Annotated in this window: 14 protein-coding genes; 2 read left to right on the top strand and 12 right to left on the bottom strand. The window is 71.1% G+C overall.

What is annotated here, in order from left to right:
- Positions 1 to 26: 26 nt before the first annotated feature.
- The 5 genes from truB to ABZX37_RS34660 all read right to left on the bottom strand — a co-directional run bounded on the left by truB (position 27) and on the right by ABZX37_RS34660 (position 6,741).
- Positions 27 to 947 carry a tRNA pseudouridine(55) synthase TruB gene (gene truB, locus ABZX37_RS34680; protein ID WP_354746817.1) on the bottom strand — a complete coding sequence of 307 codons (921 nt, stop codon included), beginning with the start codon at positions 945 to 947 and terminating at the stop codon, positions 27 to 29.
- A gap of 653 nt (positions 948 to 1,600) precedes the next feature.
- The gene (locus ABZX37_RS34675) at positions 1,601 to 2,920 is read right to left on the bottom strand and encodes an MFS transporter (RefSeq protein ID WP_354746815.1); all 1,320 of its coding nucleotides are present in this window, start codon (positions 2,918 to 2,920) and stop codon (positions 1,601 to 1,603) included.
- A 112-nt stretch (positions 2,921 to 3,032) separates the two neighbouring features.
- The gene (locus ABZX37_RS34670; protein ID WP_354746813.1) at positions 3,033 to 3,854 is read right to left on the bottom strand and encodes a PhzF family phenazine biosynthesis protein; all 822 of its coding nucleotides are present in this window, start codon (positions 3,852 to 3,854) and stop codon (positions 3,033 to 3,035) included.
- Positions 3,855 to 3,911: 57 nt separating this feature from the next.
- Positions 3,912 to 5,249, bottom strand: a complete 1,338-nt coding sequence (locus ABZX37_RS34665) for an MATE family efflux transporter (RefSeq protein WP_344284655.1) — start codon at positions 5,247 to 5,249, stop codon at positions 3,912 to 3,914.
- A 481-nt stretch (positions 5,250 to 5,730) separates the two neighbouring features.
- A complete protein-coding gene (locus tag ABZX37_RS34660; RefSeq protein ID WP_354746810.1) occupies positions 5,731 to 6,741 on the bottom strand; it encodes a DHH family phosphoesterase in 1,011 nt (336 codons plus the stop codon).
- Between the two features lie 25 nt (positions 6,742 to 6,766).
- On the opposite strand from ABZX37_RS34660, the gene ABZX37_RS34655 reads away from it, so the two are divergent.
- Both ABZX37_RS34655 and ABZX37_RS34650 read left to right on the top strand, forming a co-directional pair.
- The gene (locus ABZX37_RS34655) at positions 6,767 to 7,801 is read left to right on the top strand and encodes an SAM-dependent methyltransferase (RefSeq protein ID WP_354746808.1); all 1,035 of its coding nucleotides are present in this window, start codon (positions 6,767 to 6,769) and stop codon (positions 7,799 to 7,801) included.
- 165 nt (positions 7,802 to 7,966) lie between these two features.
- On the top strand, positions 7,967 to 10,945 hold the full coding sequence (locus ABZX37_RS34650) for a hypothetical protein (protein ID WP_354746806.1): 2,979 nt from the start codon (positions 7,967 to 7,969) through the stop codon (positions 10,943 to 10,945).
- Between the two features lie 95 nt (positions 10,946 to 11,040).
- On the opposite strand, the gene ABZX37_RS34645 is transcribed toward ABZX37_RS34650, so the two are convergent.
- The 7 genes from ABZX37_RS34645 to rimP all read right to left on the bottom strand — a co-directional run bounded on the left by ABZX37_RS34645 (position 11,041) and on the right by rimP (position 17,783).
- On the bottom strand, positions 11,041 to 11,874 hold the full coding sequence (locus ABZX37_RS34645; protein ID WP_354746804.1) for an alpha/beta hydrolase-fold protein: 834 nt from the start codon (positions 11,872 to 11,874) through the stop codon (positions 11,041 to 11,043).
- 4 nt (positions 11,875 to 11,878) lie between these two features.
- Complete coding sequence (rbfA, locus tag ABZX37_RS34640) at positions 11,879 to 12,352, bottom strand: 30S ribosome-binding factor RbfA (RefSeq protein ID WP_354746802.1); 474 nt, start codon at positions 12,350 to 12,352, stop codon at positions 11,879 to 11,881.
- 42 nt (positions 12,353 to 12,394) lie between these two features.
- Entirely contained in the window at positions 12,395 to 12,688 is a 294-nt protein-coding gene (locus ABZX37_RS34635; protein ID WP_354746800.1) for a DUF503 domain-containing protein, read from the bottom strand.
- Between the two features lie 65 nt (positions 12,689 to 12,753).
- On the bottom strand, positions 12,754 to 15,720 hold the full coding sequence (infB, locus tag ABZX37_RS34630; protein ID WP_354746873.1) for a translation initiation factor IF-2: 2,967 nt from the start codon (positions 15,718 to 15,720) through the stop codon (positions 12,754 to 12,756).
- An 88-nt stretch (positions 15,721 to 15,808) separates the two neighbouring features.
- The gene (locus ABZX37_RS34625; protein WP_354746799.1) at positions 15,809 to 16,111 is read right to left on the bottom strand and encodes a YlxR family protein; all 303 of its coding nucleotides are present in this window, start codon (positions 16,109 to 16,111) and stop codon (positions 15,809 to 15,811) included.
- 89 nt (positions 16,112 to 16,200) lie between these two features.
- On the bottom strand, positions 16,201 to 17,259 hold the full coding sequence (gene nusA / locus ABZX37_RS34620; RefSeq protein ID WP_344284628.1) for a transcription termination factor NusA: 1,059 nt from the start codon (positions 17,257 to 17,259) through the stop codon (positions 16,201 to 16,203).
- Entirely contained in the window at positions 17,256 to 17,783 is a 528-nt protein-coding gene (gene rimP / locus ABZX37_RS34615; protein WP_354746798.1) for a ribosome maturation factor RimP, read from the bottom strand. The genes nusA and rimP overlap by 4 nt, the downstream gene beginning before the upstream one ends.
- Between the last annotated feature and the right edge of the window lie 112 nt (positions 17,784 to 17,895).

The following is a 17,895-nucleotide window of genomic DNA, read 5'->3' as shown; positions in this document are numbered from 1 at the left end:
CCGAGCGAGGTGCCTTTGCCCCCACCCTATGCGGGCAGGAGGACCACCACCGAGCGGGTCACTCCCTCGGTGTCGGACGCCAGCGCGAGCACGTGGCCGTCCGGCGCGAACAGCCCGTAGGTGCCCTCGATTCCGCCCGCCGGGATGCGCCTGCCGTACTGGACCGCTTTGGCCGTGGCCGCGTCGAGATCCCGGCGCGGGAACGCGGCGGCGACGGCGGCGTCGAGGTCCAGGGACAGTTCCGGCTTTTCTTCGAGCTGGTCGAGCGTGCGCGCGCGGGCGAGCGTGAACGGCCCGACTGTGGTGCGGCGCAAGGCTTTCAGGTGCCCACCGACGCCGAGCCCGGCGCCGAGATCCCGGGCGAGCGCGCGGACGTAGGTGCCGGACGAGCATTCGACGATCGCGTCGATCTCGATCCGGTCGTCCTCGCGGCGGAGCCCCAGAACGTCGAACCGGTGCACGGTCACCGGCCGCGGCGGGAGGACGACGTCTTCGCCTGCGCGGACCCGGGCGTAGGCGCGCTTGCCGTCGATCTTGACGGCGGACACGGCGCTGGGCACCTGCTGGATGTCGCCGGTCAGCGCGGCGATGCCGTCGGCGATCTGCTCATCGGTGACCGCGGCGAGGATTTCCGGCGCGGCATCGGTTTCGGCCAGCGGTTCGCCCTCGGCGTCGTCGGTGGTGGTGGACCGGCCGAGCGACAGGGTGGCGAGGTAGGTCTTGCGGTCGAGCGCGAGGTGGCCGAGCAGTTTGGTGGCGCGTTCGATGCCGAGTACGAGAACGCCGGTCGCCATCGGGTCGAGCGTGCCGGCGTGGCCGACCTTGCGGGTGCCCATGATCCGCCGCGCCCGCGCGACCACGTCGTGCGACGTCATTCCCGCCGGTTTGTCGACGATGAGCAGTCCGGGCGGAGGAGCGGGACGACGCGGTTCTTTCGGGCGAGACACGGCGGAAACCTTACCTAGCCGGGGTTTCGCGGGCGGCGGGTGGTTCGGGCGGGCGCGGCGGGCGGCGGAAGGGCTGGGGCGGCTGGCCTGAGCGGCCGCGCTGGGGTGCGGAGGGCGGTTGGAATCCGGCACGCGCGGCCGGAGCGGGACGGAGGAAAGGTCCCGGGCGCGCTAGGCAGCGGAAGAGCTGTGGTGGCTGGCCCGAGCGGCTGGGCTGGGGCGCGGAGGCCAGTTGGAGTCCGACGCGAACGGTCGGAGCGGGACAGACGAAAGGGCTCCCGGGTGCGCTAGGCGGCGGAAGGACTGCGGCGACTGGCCCGAGCGGCCGGGCTGGGGCGCGGAAGCCGGTTGGAGTCCGACGCGAACGGCCGGAGCCGAACGGACGAAGGAACTCCCGGGCGCGCTAGGCGACGGAAGAGCTACGGCGACCGGTCCGAGCGGCCTGGCTGGGGCGGAGGACGGGGCTCGGGCGAATGGCGTTAGCGGCCGGGGTGGCGGAAACGGGCTGGAGTTCGGCGCGAGCAGTAAGGGGCTGGGTTGTCGTGAGCGGCGATGCCGGTTAGAACCCGGCATCGCCACTCACGAGTGCCCGGAGAGAGCAGGTCGGACGACGCGGGCGGGTGGCTGTCGCCGGAAGGGTTCGGGCAGTTCGATCAGGCGGCGGCCACGGCCTCTTCCGGTGCGTGGTCCCAGCGGTGCCGCCGGATCTGGACCGGGACTTCCTCCCCGCGTGCCGCCGCGGCGAACACGTGGGCGCGGGCCCGTCGCCACCACATCAGCATCTTGGTGGCGCCGAACGCCAGCACGGCCACGATGACCAGCAGGGCGATCCGGAAGTTGCCGCCGGTGGCCTGGAGCAGGATGCCGATCAGCAGGGCGGTCACGGTGGTCGCCAGGAAGCCGCCGACGTTCACCACTCCGGTCGCGGTTCCGACGCGGGACAGCGGGTTGTAGTCGCGGGCGATGGCGAAGCCGATCATCGACGCCGGGCCGCCCAGGGTGAGGAACGCGAATGCCGGGACGAGGACGCCCACCGGGACGTGGCCGTTCCAGCCGAGCAGCACCGCCCATACGATCGCTGCGCCGCTGAGGTAGCCGACGACCAGCGGCACCCGCAGTGCCGGGGAGCGGCCGATCAGCGCGCCCAGCAGCGGACCGCCCGCCATCGAGCCGAATACGAACACGGTCAGCAGCGCGCTCGCGGTCGCGGCGGGCAAACCCTCGCCTTGCACCAGGAATGGCATGCCCCACAACAGGGTCAGCACGTTCGGCGCGAACATCGTCGAGAAGTGCACCCAGAAACCCAGCCGGGTGCCGGGGGTTCGCCAAGCCAGCTTGACCTGCATGGCCAGTTCCGCCGGGCGCACGGGTTCGCGTTTGCGTTCCGGCACGCCTTCCGGGGTGTCGCGGACGCGCAGCGCGACCGGCACCGAGAACAGGACCGTCACCGCGCCGACGGCGAGGAAGGTGACTGTCCATCCTGGACCGTCGAGGAGCAGGGTGAGCGGGACCGTCGCGGCGAGGTTGCCGATGTAGCCGACGCACGAGGTGAAGGACGCGAGCAGCGCGTAGCGGTGGGCTGGGAAGTGCGCCGCGACGAGGCGGAGGACGCTGACGAAGGTGAGCGCGTCGCCGAGGCCGAGGACGCCGCGGGCCACCAGGCCGAGCGCGTAGGTGTCGGCGAGGCCGAGCAGCAGCTGCCCGGAGCCGAGGATCAGGACGGCGGCGGTGAGCACGCGGCGCGGGCCGTAGCGGTCGACCAGTACGCCGGTCGGGATCTGCATGGCCGCGTAGACGCCGACCTGCAGGACGGTGAAGATGCCGAGCGCGGCGGATCCGACGCCGAAGCGTTCGGCCGCTTTCAGCCCGGCGACGCCGAACGAGGTGCGGTGGAAGACGGCGAGCAGGTACACCGTGACCGCGGTGAGCCAGATGAGCCAGGACCGGACAGGGGCGCGGCCGGCGGGCGTCAAGGGTTCCTCCAGAGAGCAGGCGAGCGTCGGACAGAGGAGGACGACGACGCTGCCGCCTCGATAGTTGTATCGCCTCAGCAACCTCGAGACATAGCCGTGACCGGGGTGTGTTTCACCACAGATCCACTTCGCCCCGGATTCCGACGACCGTTTCGCCGCCGACCCAGACGTCGTCGCCGTCCCGTTCGACGTGCACCCGCCCGTGCCTGCCGAGCCGCGTGCCCTGCGCCGCGACGTACGACTCGGGCGCGATGCCGTCGCCGATCAGCCACTGGCCGAGCGCCGCGTTGAGGCTGCCGGTGACCGGGTCCTCGACGACGTCGCTGAACGCGCGGACCTCGAACGCTGTGTCGGACCCAGTGGGCTGCGCACCGGCGACGCCCACCTTGAACGAGCCGAGCGCACCGAAGTCCGGCTCGATCGCGAGGACGGTCGCCGCGTCGCGCAGCAGCAACGCGACCCATCCGGGGCCGTTGTCCGCCCAGCGCGCGTCGAGGACGTCGGCGTCGCCGAGGTGCAGACCGCGTTTCACCGCGGCGAGGTCGGCGTCGTCCACCGGGCCGCCACGGCGCAGCGGAGGCGCGGCGAACGCCAGCCGGTCGCCGTCGCGACGCACCCGGACCAGCCCGGCCCCGCATTCCTGCACGAGGTGCCCGGCTTTCGGCACTCCCCCTGCGGCCAGCCACGCCCGCGCCGACCCGAGCGTCGGATGCCCGGCGAACGGCAGCTCGCCGTGCGGGGTGAAGATCCGCACGCGATAGTCGGCGGCCGGGTCGGACGGCTCCAGCAGGAACGTGGTCTCGCTGAGGTTCGTCCAGCTGGCGAACGCGGCCATGTGCTCGTCGGACAGCCCGTCCGCGCCGTGCACGACAGCGAGCGGATTGCCGCGGGTGAGCTCGTCGGTGAAGACGTCGACCTGGGTGAACTTCGGCATGCGCCCACCCTCGCATCCGCCGGGCGACGGCGGCGAGCGGGTTTCGCCGTTATGCCATCAAGCCTCCCGCACCGCGCCGACCACGGCCCACCGCCCGGACCGCCACCGCGCTACGACCGCCGCCAGCCGGAACACCATGAACAGCGACAGCCCGGTCCAGATCCCGCTCAATCCCCAGCCCAGCGCCAGCGACAGCCAGATCAGCGGCAGGAATCCGAGACCGGCGCTGACGAGCGTCGCGGTGCGGAGGAAGGCGGCGTCGCCCGCACCGAGGAGAACACCGTCGAGCGCGAACACCACGCCCGCGATCGGTTGCAGCGCCACGAAGAACCACCACGCGTGCGGGATTTCGCCGAGCACTCCAGGATCGGATGTGAACGCGTGCGGCAGGACGCTCCACAACGCGGCGAACAGCACACACAGGAAACAGCCCAGGACGAGGCCGTATCCGGTGATCTGGTTGGCCACCCCGCGCGCCTGCCGCGCCGCTCCCGCGCCGAGCGCCGCGCCGACGAGCGATTGCGCGGCGATCGCGACCGAATCGAGCACCAGGGACAGGAACGTCCAGAGCTGCAGGACCACCTGGTGCGCCCCGACCGCCTCGGTCGAGGTGCGCGCGGCCACCGCGGCGGCGGACACGAAGCACGCCTGGAACGCGAAACTGCGCAACACCAGGTCCCGGCCGAGCCCCAGCTGCGCCCGCATCACCGCGAAATCCGGGCGCAACGGCACCTTTTCGCGCACCAGCGCGGCGACGAACATCGACGCGGACACGACCTGCGCGACGACGTTCGCGATCGCCGACCCCTCCAGCCCGAGACCGGCGACGTACACCAGCACCGGACACAGCACGGCCGAGATTCCGTTGCCCGCCAAGACATAGCGCAGCGGACGGGTGGCGTCCTGCACGCCGCGCATCCAGCCGTTGCCCGCCATGGTGATGAGGATCAGCGGCGCGCCGAACAACGCGATCCGCAGCCAGGAGACGGCCGCCGCGGCGATCTCGTCGCTGCCCGAAAGCGCGCGGGCGATCGGCTCCGCCAGCAGTTGTCCCGCGACGAGCAGCACCAGCCCGACCAGCACGCCGAGCCAGGTGGCCTGCACGCCCTCGCGGACCGCGTCGGCGCGCCTGCCCGCGCCGTGCAGCCGCGCGGTGCGCGAGGTGGTGCCGTAGGACAGGAAGGTGAGCTGCGTGGAGACCTGCGACAACACCACGCCGCCCAGCGCGAGGCCGGCGAGCGGCAACGCCCCGAGATGGCCGACGACGGCGGTGTCGACCAGCACGTAGAGCGGCTCGGCGGCGAGCACGCCGAGCGCGGGCACGGCGAGCCCGAACACTCGGCGGGGCGGGATGCGGTCACCGCTTACGGCGGTGGTCGTGGCGTTTTCGGACACGAGACGAGAGTAGCTACCGGGTCCGACAATTCCGGCGGGGCGGAGGGCCGAGGTTCGCTGAAGTGGGTGACGGGGGCGGGAGAATTGGTTGTGGGGCAACGGAATTCGGCTGCGTTAGCGGCGGATTCCTGAGATGTGGGAGGTTTGCTCGGGTGGTTCGGGTTCGGTTGCGGACATGCTGGAGGGGCATGGCTGGGCTCAGCTCCAGCTGCGGGCATACCGGACTGGCACGCCCAGAAGCACGGTCACCGGACCGCCTCTCCGCAAGGCGAACGTTCGGCTGGCTCGGCTTCGACCGCAGACGTGCCAGACGGACATACCCGGGAACACCGCTAACCGACCACGTCGCGGAGCGGGTAGCCAGTCGGCGGACAGTGCCCGCATCTCCCCGGTCGGCTATCGCAGGCCGCGGGGGTGCAGATGCGTGCCGGGAGACCGTCCCCAGGGGCGCAGGCGAACCTGCGCCAGAAGCCCGCCCGGGTCAGGAAGCTCGCAGCAGCGGCGCCCTCCCCAGTGCATCCCGCAGCCGGTCCAATACCTCCTCTGCTGGGCCCTCCGCCGTGCACCCGGCGGCCATCCGGTGGCCTCCCCCGCCGAACTCCGCGGCGGCGGCTGACACGTCGATGTCACCGGCGGAGCGAAGCGAGACTGTCCACACTGGACCAGGCCCGGCCTCCTTCAGCACGGCCGCGACGCCAGCTTCCCGAGTGGCGCGCACCACGTCGATCACCGACTCGATCTCTTCCAGTCGTACCGTCGCCGCAGCCGCCGCGCGGACTACCGTGTGGACGAAGCCGAATCCTTGTGCCGCTTCGGGTTCCAGCCTCGCCTCGGAGAGGACCGTCGCCAGCATCGGCAGCCACGCGAACGGGTGGTCGTCGACGATTCTCCGGGCTACCTCGCCCGGGTCCGCCCCGGCTTCCAGGAGGCGCGCGGCGATTCGGTGCGTTTCGGGGCTTGCCCGGCGGAAGCCGCTCGTGTCGGTGACCACCCCGGCGTACAGGCAGCGTGCGGCGGCTGCGTCCAGTTCGACGCCCATTGCCTCGATGATGCGCGTGACCAGGATCGCTGTCGCTTCGGCGGTCTCGTCTACGACGTGGTGAGTGCCGTAGCGGGCGTTCGTCGCGTGGTGGTCGACGACCAGGACCGGAGCGCCCGCATCGCGGACTGCGGCCACGCGTGGGGAGAGCCTGCCCAGGCGGGCCAGGGTCGGAGTGTCCAGTGCGACCAGCAGGCCGTCGGCCGGAGGGAGGGCGTCCACCGGGGTGATCAGGCCGTCGACGTCCAGCCAGGCCAGTGTTTCCGGGGCCTCGTCCGGCGCTCCGAAGGCGACCCGCACGCGAGCGCCGCCGCGATGCAGCACGTGGCCTAGGGCCAGCGCGCTGCCGAGGGCGTCCGCGTCGGGGCGCACGTGTCCGAGCAGCGTCACGTCGGTGGCCCCGGCCAGCAGTGCGGCGGCGGCCTCGATGTCCTGTACCAGGGAAGCTGTCACAAAGTGTCACGCTACGCTCTGCGGGATGCCTGAGTACGTGATCCTCGTTCTTCCTTCCGCCAACCGCGTGTACGCCGCGTCGTCGCCGGCGCTGCTGCGCGCCGAGCTGGCGGCCTTCGGCGCTGGTCTTTCCGCCGAAGTGTCGGCGATCGAAGAGATCGAACTCGGCGGCGTCGGGTACGTGAAATTCACCTGCGCGGCGCCTCTCGGTGAGCGAGACTTGGCGCTGCTGTCGAACCTGTCCTCGCTGTACGCCCTGTTCGAACTGGGCGACGGGGTGCTGCGGCCGGTCGCCGTGCATCCGCTGGCGAAGGCCGACTCGGACCTGCTGACCATCCAGAAGTACCCGGGCAAGACCAACGAGCAGTTCACCAAACTGCTGCTCAACCTCACCCTGCTGGCGACCGCGCGGCCCGCGGACTGGCCGGACCGCGAACTGCACCTGCTCGACCCGCTGTGCGGCCGCGGAACGACGCTCAACCAGGCCGTCATGTACGGCTTCGACGCCACCGGCCTGGACGTCGACGAGCGCGATTTCGAAGCGTACGAGCAGTTCGTGAAGACGTGGCTGCGCACGAAGCGCGTGAAGCACACCGCGGAGGCCGGGCAGCTGCGCCGCAACAAGGTCCGCCTTGGCCGTCGGCTGGACATCGAGTACGCGTTCGACAAGGACGACTACAAGGCCGGCCGCGTCCGACGGCTCAGCTATCTCAACACGGACACCCTGACCACCGACGAGGTCCTTCGCCCGGCGTCGGTGGACCTCATCGTGACCGACGCGCCGTACGGCGTGCAGCACGGCAGCCACCGCGACACCGGCCTGGCCCGCAGCCCGCGCGACCTCCTCGCGGCGGCGGTCCCGGTGTGGAACCGGGTGCTGCGGCCGGGCGGGGCGATGGGGATCTCGTGGAACACGCACGTGCTGCCGCGCGAGGAGCTGGTGGCGATCCTGGAACGCGCGGGGCTGGCGGTGCGATCCGGCGGGCCTTATGAGGAGCTGGCGCACCGGGTGGACCAGGCGATCGTGCGGGATCTTGTGGTGGCGGGAAAGCCGGCCTGAACGCGCGCTGGGCATTGTTGTTACAGCGCGCAGACTACATTCACTGGATTGAGTGAAAGCCAGATAGCACGGGCGGATCACTGTCGTGCTTTTACCGCTCAGAGTTGACCGTTCATCGCATCAAGCCTCCTGTGGCGCATTTCGTACGGCAGGGTCGGCCTTGAAATGGACACGACACCAGAGCGAATCCCGCCCTTGGCGACCGAGGCAGTCGAATTGGTGACCTGCCATCCGCGCCAGCTGGAAATTGCCCCGTTGAGCGAGGCCGGTCAGCCCGACGAGTCCTTGCCCTACCTGACTTCCTATCGTCGTCGTGCCCACGATCGCAGACTGGCTTCCATCGTCGAGGCCGCCGCATGCGGGACAAGCGGAATCGCCACCGTCGTTGGCGGACCGGCAACGGGGAAGAAACGCGCGCTGCTGGAAGCCGCATACACCAAGGGTCCCGATGAGCAATTGCTGCTCTACGGCTGGAAAATCTGGCCCGGTCTCAGTCCGCGCAACCCGGAGGAACTGCTGGCGAGCGCGAAGGGATTTCAGAAAAATACCGTCGTGTGGCTTCCTTCCGCAGAACGTTACTTTTTCTTGTGCGGCCACGAAAAAGGCAATGAAGTTGCCGACACCCTGCGGAATCTGCTGCTCGACGCCAAGCGTGCGCCGATCCTGATTCTCGCGAGCCTGACCCCGGAGTACTGGCAAGACCTCACCGCACCGCCGGAAGGGGGCGTCGACCGGTCGCACGTCCACCTGCTGCTGCAGGGCACCAGCATCACGGTGCCCGACACCTTCACCGAAACCGAGGTCACCCGGGCACTCGCCTCCCCTGACCCGCGAGTCTCCGAAGCAGCGGCGAACGCACCGAACGGCCAGGTGATCCAGACTCTTGTCGCCGGACCGGCACTGCGCACGCGCTGCCAGCGGATCAGCCCGTTCGCTCGGGCGATCCTGGATTTCGTGATCGAGGCCCGGCACGCAGGTCACGGCCCAGCGATGTCCTGGACGCTCCTCCGCAAGGGTGCGCAAGCCTTCCCCGACGGACCGGACACCGACGAGTCGTTCGACAAGGCGCTGAAAGAACTGACGACGCCAGTACGCGGCGGTGCCGCAGTACTGGCCAAAGAGACGAAAACGGACGGCTATCGGCTTGCCCCGTGTCTCGACCGGCTGTACGCGACCGAGGCGCCGAAGCCGATCCTTCCGCGCGCGAGCCTGTGGCCCGTACTGCTGGAAACCGTTGCGGGGCACGACAGTCTCGACATCGCCCGGGAATGCCGACGACGCCATCTCCTGGAGCTGAGCGCTCAGTTCTACCTGAAAAGCGACACGCCGCGAGCGCGCCTTGAGCTCGCCGCGATGCTGGCGAAGGCCGGGCGGATCGACGAGGCGATCGCCCAGTACCGGAGGCTCACGCGGGTCGGTGCCGAGGTCGAGGAGGCGATCAACCAGGGGGCGAACATTCTCTTCGCCGCCGAACGCGAAAAGGACGTCCTGGACTGGCTGGGCCCGCTCGCCGAAACGGGGAACCGTTCGGCCGCATTGCACGTCGAGGTCGCCCACCTCCGGTGCGGCCAACCGGACCTGGCGCTGGCCGTGCACCGCCGACGTGCGGAAAACGGCGACCTGCGATCGGCGGCTTACGTGGCGGCGAGCATGGTCTCGCCCGAGATCCTGGTCGATTCCCGTGGTCCGCTGTCTGCCGAGGACCGAGAGAAACAGCGGATCCGCCGTCGGAAAGAACTCGACAAAGCGGTGCGCTGGCTGACCGGACTGGCTGGGCGCCTCGAGTGCGATCTGCTTCCCCTGATCACTGACCTGACGATGGACGCCTTGGGGATCGACGCGGTGCTGGAGATGCTTTCCGAGGAGGCGACCGACTACGACCTGCCCGGCGCGTATCTGATTGGTGCCGAAGCACTGTCTGCGGTCGGGCGGGCCGAAGAAGCACTGACGTGGGTGGAGTCGGCTCGGCGGCACGGCGTCCCCGGCAGCGCCGCTGTCGCAGCGCGGGTGAATCTGCGCGCCCGCCTGCTCGACGCGGCCCAGCAGTGCGCGCTCGAATCCGCGGCGGAGGGAGACGCGGCTCCGCTGATCGAGGTCGGCGACGCCTTCGCCAACTCCGATCCCCCGCTTCCGGAACGAGCGCTCAGGTGCTACGACGACGCGGCGTCCGGCGACGCGCCCGCCGCCTTCAGCGCGGCTGCGCTCGCCGCGGCCCAGCACGGCATGCTCGACAAAGCCTTCGGTTACTGCCGGCGGGCGAATTTGGCTGGCCGCGCACCGGATCCGGCCGAGATCGTCCGGTTGCTCTGCGCTGCTGGGAAGGTCACCGAGGCGTTGGAATGGTACGTCGCCACGGTTCCGGGGTCGCTCGCTCCGATCGCCCGGCATATCAAGGATCTCCCTGAAGCGATGACGGTGGCCGAGGCAGTCCGGTCCCGCAAGAACCTGCCGCGGTGGCGGGCGCTGGCCTGGACGGCCGACGAACTCCTCGAAGCCCCGTCCGGCGGAACCGGCCGGACGACGGTGAGCGGAAACGGCCCGCACCGCGCGACCCCCTCGCGGCTGGTGCTGGCGGGCCATCTGTACAAGGAAGCTGCCAAGTCGGGGACCCCGCGGGTCGAGGAACGTGCCGTCCGCCTGCTGATGGACGCGCGCAACTTCGTCGAGGCGATGCACCTGATCCGCTCGGGCCACGAGACTGTGCCGCGGCGGCTGCGGGCGCTGCTGGCGGAAGCCCTCGCCGGACACGGCGCGCTGAAGGATGCCGAACAACTGCTCGAAGAACTGCTCGACGAGGACGACTTCAGCGCGGCCGCCGGGGTCGCCCGGGGCTTCAACCTGCACGAGGAGTACGTCAAAGCGCAGGACATCGCCGAGCGCGGGGCGCGCGGCGGGGACGTCGAATCCTTGGTGCTGCTGGGCGATCTTCGCCGGGGCGCGGGCGACCAGACCAGGGTGCTCGATCTCTACTGCCTCGCGCTGGCCCACGGCCATCCTGGCGCGCGCCTCCGGATCAACCACCTCCTCGACGCGGCGGACGGCCGCGCCTGGGAGCACACGCAGTTGCGGAAGCACGGCCTCGATCCGCGCGGGGAGATCGCGCCGGACTGGGAGATTTCGGTGCCGGGCGAGGACAACGGATGAAGCCGCACCGTCCCGCGCTCGTTCACTGGTCACCAGGGAAAGCTCGGTGTTACCAATTGCCTACACAACCCCGGCTACCCGAACCGGTGATCCCGCTACGCCAGCCGCGGTCCGAGGAAGCGCAGCACCTCCGGCAGCACACCCCGCCAGTACTCCTCCGTGTGCTCCCCCGCCGTGATCCGCGAGACCTCCGGTTTGGCGCTGCTGATCAGCTTCCGGTTGGCCGCCAGGAACGGGTCGCCGTCGCCGCACCACACGCCGAGGCCCCGGGTCGGGAGTTCGTCCACGTGCTGCAGCGGTTCGGCGGCCGTCCAGTCGTCCTGGGACGGGAAGATGTGCCGGGTGCGGGCTTCGGGCCAGGTGCGGAACAGGGCCGCGCTGCAGGTGGCCACGGTCCGCACGTCGCGGCGGCGCCGGGCGAGGTTCAGGGCGCCGAAGCCGCCCATGGAGATGCCGAGGACGCCGGTCATCGGGCGGAGACCGGCTTCGGAGAGCCAGCCGGGGAGTTCGTCGGCGAGCATGCGGCGCGGGTCGTCGCTGCCGTCGGGGACCCAGTAGTGGCTGCCGTCGACCGCGACGACCGCGAACGGCGGGACGCCGGACCGCACCGCGGCGGTGAGGGCCGCGGGCAGGTCCAGGTCCAGGAACGTGCGGGCGTTCGAGCCGCGGCCGTGCAGCGCGACGCAGACCGGCAGGCCGAGGCTGGGGACGCCGTCGGGCGTCATGAGCACCACGTCGACGTCCCGGCCGCGGGCCGCCGAGTGCCTGCGGTGGATCGTGATCGACGCCCTCAGGGGCGACGGGCTGGAGGCCGGGGCAGCCGAGGTCGGCGCAGCCACCGGGGCGGAGCGCCCGGTGCAGGCGGAGACGAGCGCCGCGGCACTGCCGAGCAGGAGGCCGCGTCGCGTGACACCGGGCTTTGACCGCATCGCTTCAGCCGCGCGTCTCCTCTTCTGCTTGCTCCTCGTCCTCTTCGGCACGAGGAGCCTTGTAAGGGTCCGCTTCGCCCGCAGGCTGGGCCCCGGTCGCCCGGCGCGCCACCTCCGCGTCCGACTCGCGGGCCTTCGCGAGCAGTTCTTCGATGCGGCGGGCGTCGTCGGGGACGCTGTCCGCGACGAAGGCGAGCGTCGGGGTGTAGCGGACGCCGGTGCCCTGTCCCACCTTGGTGCGCAGGACGCCGCGCGCGGCTTCCAGCGCCGCCGCGGCGCTCGCGAAGTCCGGCTCCGCGTCGAGGCTTTCGCCGAGCACCGTGTAGTACACCGTGGCGTCGTGCAGGTCCGCAGTGACGCGGGCGTCGGTGATGGTCACCGAGCCCAGTCGCGGGTCCTTGACGTCGTGTTCGATCGCCGAGGCCACGATCTGCGAGATCCGCTTGGCGAGCTTGCGTGCCCGAGCGGGATCGGCCATGGCTGAGGTCTCCTTCTCCGGGTTTCCGGGTGTCCGGGTGTTCTAGTCGTCCGGGCCGAGCAGCCGGCGGCGCGCGGAGAGCAGTTCGAACTCAGGGCGTCCGGCCGCGAACCGCTCGCACGCGTCGAGCACGTCCCGGATGTGCTCGACGTCGGGGGCGACCGCGGCGACGCCGATGAGCGCGCGCCGGTGCAGGTCCAGATGTCCCGCCTCGGCGACCGAGACGGAAAACCGCTTCCGCAGTTCGGCCACCACCGGCCGCACCACGGATCGCTTCTGCTTCAACGAATGCACGTCGTCGAGCAGCAGGTCGAGCTCTAAGGCTCCGACAAACATAGGCAGCGAAGTTATGCCGCGAGGGCGGTCCGGGGTGCGCGCCTGGCGCACCCCGGACCGGTCACTCACGCACGGGGCTTCTCCCGCTGTTCGTAGGTCTCGATCACGTCGTCGACCTTGATGTCGCTGTACGAGCCCAGCGTGAGACCGCACTCGTACCCTTCCCGGACCTCGACCACGTCGTCCTTGAAGCGGCGCAGCGAGTTGATCGGCAGGTTCTGCGCCACGACGTTGCCGTCGCGCAGGAGGCGGGCCTTGGCGTTGCGCCGGATCTCGCCGGACATGACCAGGCAACCCGCGATCGTGCCGATCTTGGAGGACTTGAAGACGTCCCGGACCTCGGCGCGGCCCAGTTCGACCTCTTCGTACTCCGGCTTGAGCATGCCCTTCAGGGCCTGCTCGATCTCCTCGATCGCCTGGTAGATGACCGTGTAGTAGCGCACGTCGACGCCCTCGCGGGTGGCCCGCTCGGTCGCCTTGCCCTGCGCCCGGACGTTGAACCCGAGGACGATCGCGTCGGACGCGGTCGCCAGGTCGATGTCCGATTCGGTCACGCCGCCGACGCCGCGGTGCACGACGTGCAGTTCGACGTCTTCGCCGACGTCCAGCTGCAGCAGCGCCGCCTCGAGCGCCTCGACGGTACCCGAGTTGTCGCCCTTGATGATCAGGTTGAGGCTGCTCGTCTCCTTCAAGGCGGAGTCGAGGTCCTCGAGGCTGACCCGCTTGCGGCGCGACGCGTTGAGCGCGTTGCGGGTGCGGGCGGAGCGGCGCTCGGCGATCTGCCGGGCGACGCGGTCCTCGTCGACCACCAGGAAGGTGTCGCCCGCTCCCGGCACCGAGGTGAACCCGATGACCTGGACCGGACGCGAGGGCAGCGCCTCGGTGACGTCCTCGTTGTGCTCGTCGACCATCCGGCGGACGCGGCCGTAGGCGTCGCCCGCCACGACCGAGTCGCCCACGCGCAGCGTGCCGCGCTGGACCAGGACGGTGGCCACCGGGCCGCGGCCGCGGTCGAGGTGTGCCTCGATCGCGACGCCCTGTGCCTCCATGTCCGGGTTGGCCCGGAGGTCCAGGGCCGCGTCCGCGGTCAGCAGGATCGCCTCGAGAAGCCCGTCGATGTTGATGTTCTCCCGTGCGGAGATCTCGACGAACATCGTGTCGCCGCCGTATTCCTCGGCGATGAGGTTGTACTCGGTGAGCTGCTGCCGGATCTTGTCCGGGTTCGCGCCCTCCTTGTCGATCTTGTTGATCGCGACCACGATCGGGGCCTTCGCGGCCTGCGCGTGGTTGATCGCCTCCACCGTCTGCGGCATGACGCCGTCGTCGGCCGCCACCACGATCACCGCGATGTCGGTCGAGTTCGCGCCTCGGGCACGCATGGCGGTGAACGCCTCGTGACCCGGGGTGTCGATGAAGGTGATCAGCCGCTCGACGCCTTCGAGCTCGGTCTCGATCTGGTAGGCGCCGATGTGCTGGGTGATCCCGCCGGCCTCGCTTTCGCGGACCTTCGTCTTGCGGATCGTGTCCAGCAGTCGCGTCTTACCGTGGTCGACGTGACCCATGATGGTGACGACCGGCGGCCGGACCTGCAGGTCCTCCTCGCCGCCGGCGTCGTCGCCGTAGGTGATGTCGAAGGTCTCGAGCAGCTCGCGGTCCTCCTCCTCGGGGGAGACGACCTGGACGACGTAGTTCATCTCGCCGCCGAGCAGCTCGAGGATGTCGTCCGACACGGACTGCGTCGCGGTGACCATCTCGCCGAGGTGGAAGAGCACCTGCACCAGCGAAGCCGGGTTGGCGTCGATCTTCTCGGCGAAGTCGGTCAGCGAAGCGCCGCGCGGCAGCCGGATCGTCTCGCCCTGCCCCTTGGGCAGGCGGACGCCGCCGACGCTGGGCGCCTGCATGTTGTCCATGTACTCCTGGCGCTTCTGCCGCTTCGACTTGCGGCCCTTGCGCGAGGGTCCACCGGGACGGCCGAAGGCACCGGCCGTGCCGCCGCGACCGCCGGGGCCGCCACGACCGCCGCCGCCACCGCGGAAACCGCCGCCGCCGGCCGGGGCGCCACCGCCGCCGCCCGGACGGAAGCCGCCGCCACCGCCGCCGCCACCGCCGGGACGGAAACCGCCGCCACCGCCGCCGCCACCGGGGCCGCCGCGGAAGCCGCCGCCACCGCCGCCGGGACGACCGCCGCCACCGCCACCGGGACGACCGCCACCGCCACCGGGACCGCCTCGGCCGCCTGCCGGTCCGGCAGGACGGGCGCGGCCCGGCATCATGCCGGGGTTCGGGCGCGGGGGCATGTTGCCCGGGCTCGGCCGGTTGCCGCCGCCCTGCCCGCCGGGACGCGGCGGACGCTCTCCGCCGCCCTGGCCGCCGCCCGGACGCGGGGGACGGTCGCCGCCGCCCTGGCCGGGGCCGGGACGCGGAGCGGGCGGACGCGGAGCCGGGGAACCGGAGCCGACGCCGAACGGGTTGTTGCCGACCCGCGGAGGCCGCGGGCCGGGACGCGGGCCGCTGGGCTTGGGGCCCTGCGGCTTGGGCGGCACGACCGAACCGGCGGACGACGAGTCCTGCTGCTTCGGGGCCGGCTTGGGCGCGGCGGGCTCGGCCTTGGCGGCCGGGACCTCCGGGGCCGGGGCCGGCTGGGCCGGCGCGGGCGGGCGCGGACCGGGACGCGGACCGCCGGGCTTCGGGCCCGCGGCGGCGGCCGGCTTCACGGCCTGCGGACCCGGCTTCACGGCCGGGGCCTGCTGCTGCGGCGCGGGAGCCGGCTGGGCCGGGGCCTGCGGGGCAGCGCTCTGCTGCTGGGCGGGCGGCTTCGGGGCCGCCGGAGCGGGCCGCGGTCCCGGAGTGGGGCCGGGCTTCTTCCCGCCCTTGGCGGGGTACGCGTCGCGGAGCCGACGGGCGACGGGCGCCTCGACGGTGGACGACGCGGACTTCACGAACTCGCCCTGCTCCTTGAGCTTGGCGAGAACTTCTTTGCTGGTGATCCCGAGCTCCTTAGCGAGCTCGTGTACACGGGCCTTGCCTGGCACAGCTCTCCTCATCTAGGGGAGGCCAGGCGGGGACCCGCTGACCTCGTCCTTATCGTCGCGCGTTCATGGCTTCAGCTTCACGGCTGACTCATGACGGGTCGACCTGCTTCCTTGTTTCTCGCGATCCCGGGTTGGTCCCGGAGTCGTCGTCCGCGGCGAACGCCGCGTGGTCGTGCAGCCCTTCGGCCTCGAGCGCGCCCTGGACTCGAAGAGCCCGGGGGAACGCCCGCTTCCGCTCGGCTTTGGCCAGGCAGTCCGTTCCGGGGTGCAGCCACGCTCCCCGGCCCGGCAGCCGCCGACGTTCGTCGACGACCAGCCGCCCGTCCGCCGCGACCACGCGCAGCAGTTCACCGGTCAAGTCCCGTTTCCGGCAGCCGACACACGTGCGCACCGGCGACTGCCGGTGACGCTGGAGGTCGGGGGTGTCCCCAGTAGCCCTTCGCGGGTCTTGAACCGTTGTCGAGTCTAGCGCCTGCACCTTCAGTCGGCCGAACCGGTTGCCGCGGCGGGCCGCGCCTGGCCGGCGTGGTCTTGCTCACCCTCCGCCGGACCGGCCGGTTCGGCGGGCGCCGCGTCGCTCCGGATGTCGATCCGCCAGCCGGTGAGCCGGGCCGCCAGCCGGGCGTTCTGGCCTTCCTTGCCGATCGCGAGCGACAGCTGGAAGTCCGGCACGACGACCCTCGCCGTCTTGGCCCGCTCGTCCACGACACGTACCGAGACAACCTTCGCGGGCGACAATGCATTCCCGACGAACTTGGCCGGGTCGTCGGACCAGTCGATGATGTCGATCTTCTCGCCGGCGAGCTCGCTCATCACGTTGCGCACGCGCGCGCCCATCGGGCCGATGCAGGCGCCCTTGGCGTTCACACCGGGGATGGTGGAGCGCACGGCGATCTTCGACCGGTGTCCCGGTTCGCGGGCGACCGCGGCGATCTCGACGGTGCCGTCGGCGATCTCCGGGACCTCCAGCGCGAACAGCTTGCGCACCAGGTTCGGGTGCGAGCGCGACAGCATGATCTGCGGGCCGCGGTTGCTGCGCGACACGCCGAACACGAACGCCTTGATCCGGGTGCCGTGCTCGTAGGACTCCCCCGCGACCTGTTCGGCCTGCGGCAGCACGCCCTCGGTGTCGCCGACCTGGATCACGACCATGCCGCGGGCGTTGGCGCGCGCGTCGCGCTGCACCACGCCGGCCACGATCTCGCCCTCCTTGGCGGAGAACTCGCCGTAGGTCTTCTCGTGCTCGGCGTCGCGCAGCCGCTGCAGGATGACCTGGCGCGCGGTGGTCGCGGCGATCCGGCCGAAGCCCTCGGGGGTGTCGTCCCACTCCTCGTCGACCTCGCCCTCGGAGGTGAGGGTGTGCGCGAGGACGCGGACGAGGCCGGTCTTGCGGTCGATGTCGATGCGGGCGTGCGACTGGTGGCCCTCGGTGTGCTTGTACGCGGTGAGCAATGCGGTCTCGATGGCCTCGATGACCGTGTCGAAGGGGATGTCCTTGTCCCGTTCGATCGCCCGCAGCGCGGCGATGTCCACGTTCACTTCGACTCCTCCTTCTTCTCGTTTTCGGCAGGGCCGTCTTCGGTCAGGGCTTTGAGGTCTTCGGCGGGCGGTTGCTTGAACTCGACTTCCACCACTGCCTTCGCGACGGATTGGTAGTGCACGTCCTTGATCCGGCCGTCCACGAGCGCGCGCACGCTCTTCTCGCCGGCGTGCCCGACGCGGGCGAGGTAGGCCGCGCCCTCGACGGGCGTGATCTTGACGAGGCGGAACCGGGCGCGCCGCCAGTGCCGCCGCTCGGTGAGCGGCCGGTCGAGGCCGGGCGAGGTGACCTCGAGCGTGTAGGCGCTCGCCAGCACGTGCTCGTTCTCGTCGAGCGCGGCCGAGACGGTGCGGCTGACCTCGGCGACCTCGTCCAGCCCGACGCCGTCGTCGGAGTCGACGACCACCTTCACCAGCTGTCGCCGTCCGGCTTGCTGCACCTCGAGCGAGTCGAGGTCGAAGCCCGCGGTCGTGACGGCTTCGGCCACGATCGGCTCCAGCCGGCTGGCGAGTTCGTTGGGCACGTGGAGCACTCCTGTTCGGCCGTCGTGACGCGGGCTGGTCACGGCTGTGGTCGGTGAAGGTCAAGCTTATCCTGCGCCCCCGCGAAGACGCGCGAGCGGCGGCGCACCCGGG

The sequence above is a fragment of the Amycolatopsis sp. NPDC004079 genome (assembly GCF_040610415.1).
In the GTDB taxonomy this organism is placed as follows: domain Bacteria; phylum Actinomycetota; class Actinomycetes; order Mycobacteriales; family Pseudonocardiaceae; genus Amycolatopsis; species Amycolatopsis halotolerans.
The sequence above is the reverse complement of the archived record's forward strand: the minus strand, read 5'-3'. Positions and strand labels throughout refer to the sequence as shown.

Bases quoted from the DNA above. Each gene is read 5' to 3' on its own strand.
- rbfA (WP_354746802.1), bottom strand. From the start codon at position 12,352: ATGGCCGATCCCGCTCGGGCACGCAAGCTCGCCAAGCGGATCTCGCAG.
- ABZX37_RS34645 (WP_354746804.1), bottom strand. From the start codon at position 11,874: ATGCGGTCAAAGCCCGGTGTCACGCGACGCGGCCTCCTGCTCGGCAGT.
- ABZX37_RS34635 (WP_354746800.1), bottom strand. From the start codon at position 12,688: ATGTTTGTCGGAGCCTTAGAGCTCGACCTGCTGCTCGACGACGTGCAT.
- ABZX37_RS34650 (WP_354746806.1), top strand. From the start codon at position 7,967: ATGGACACGACACCAGAGCGAATCCCGCCCTTGGCGACCGAGGCAGTC.
- ABZX37_RS34655 (WP_354746808.1), top strand. From the start codon at position 6,767: ATGCCTGAGTACGTGATCCTCGTTCTTCCTTCCGCCAACCGCGTGTAC.
- ABZX37_RS34670 (WP_354746813.1), bottom strand. From the start codon at position 3,854: ATGCCGAAGTTCACCCAGGTCGACGTCTTCACCGACGAGCTCACCCGC.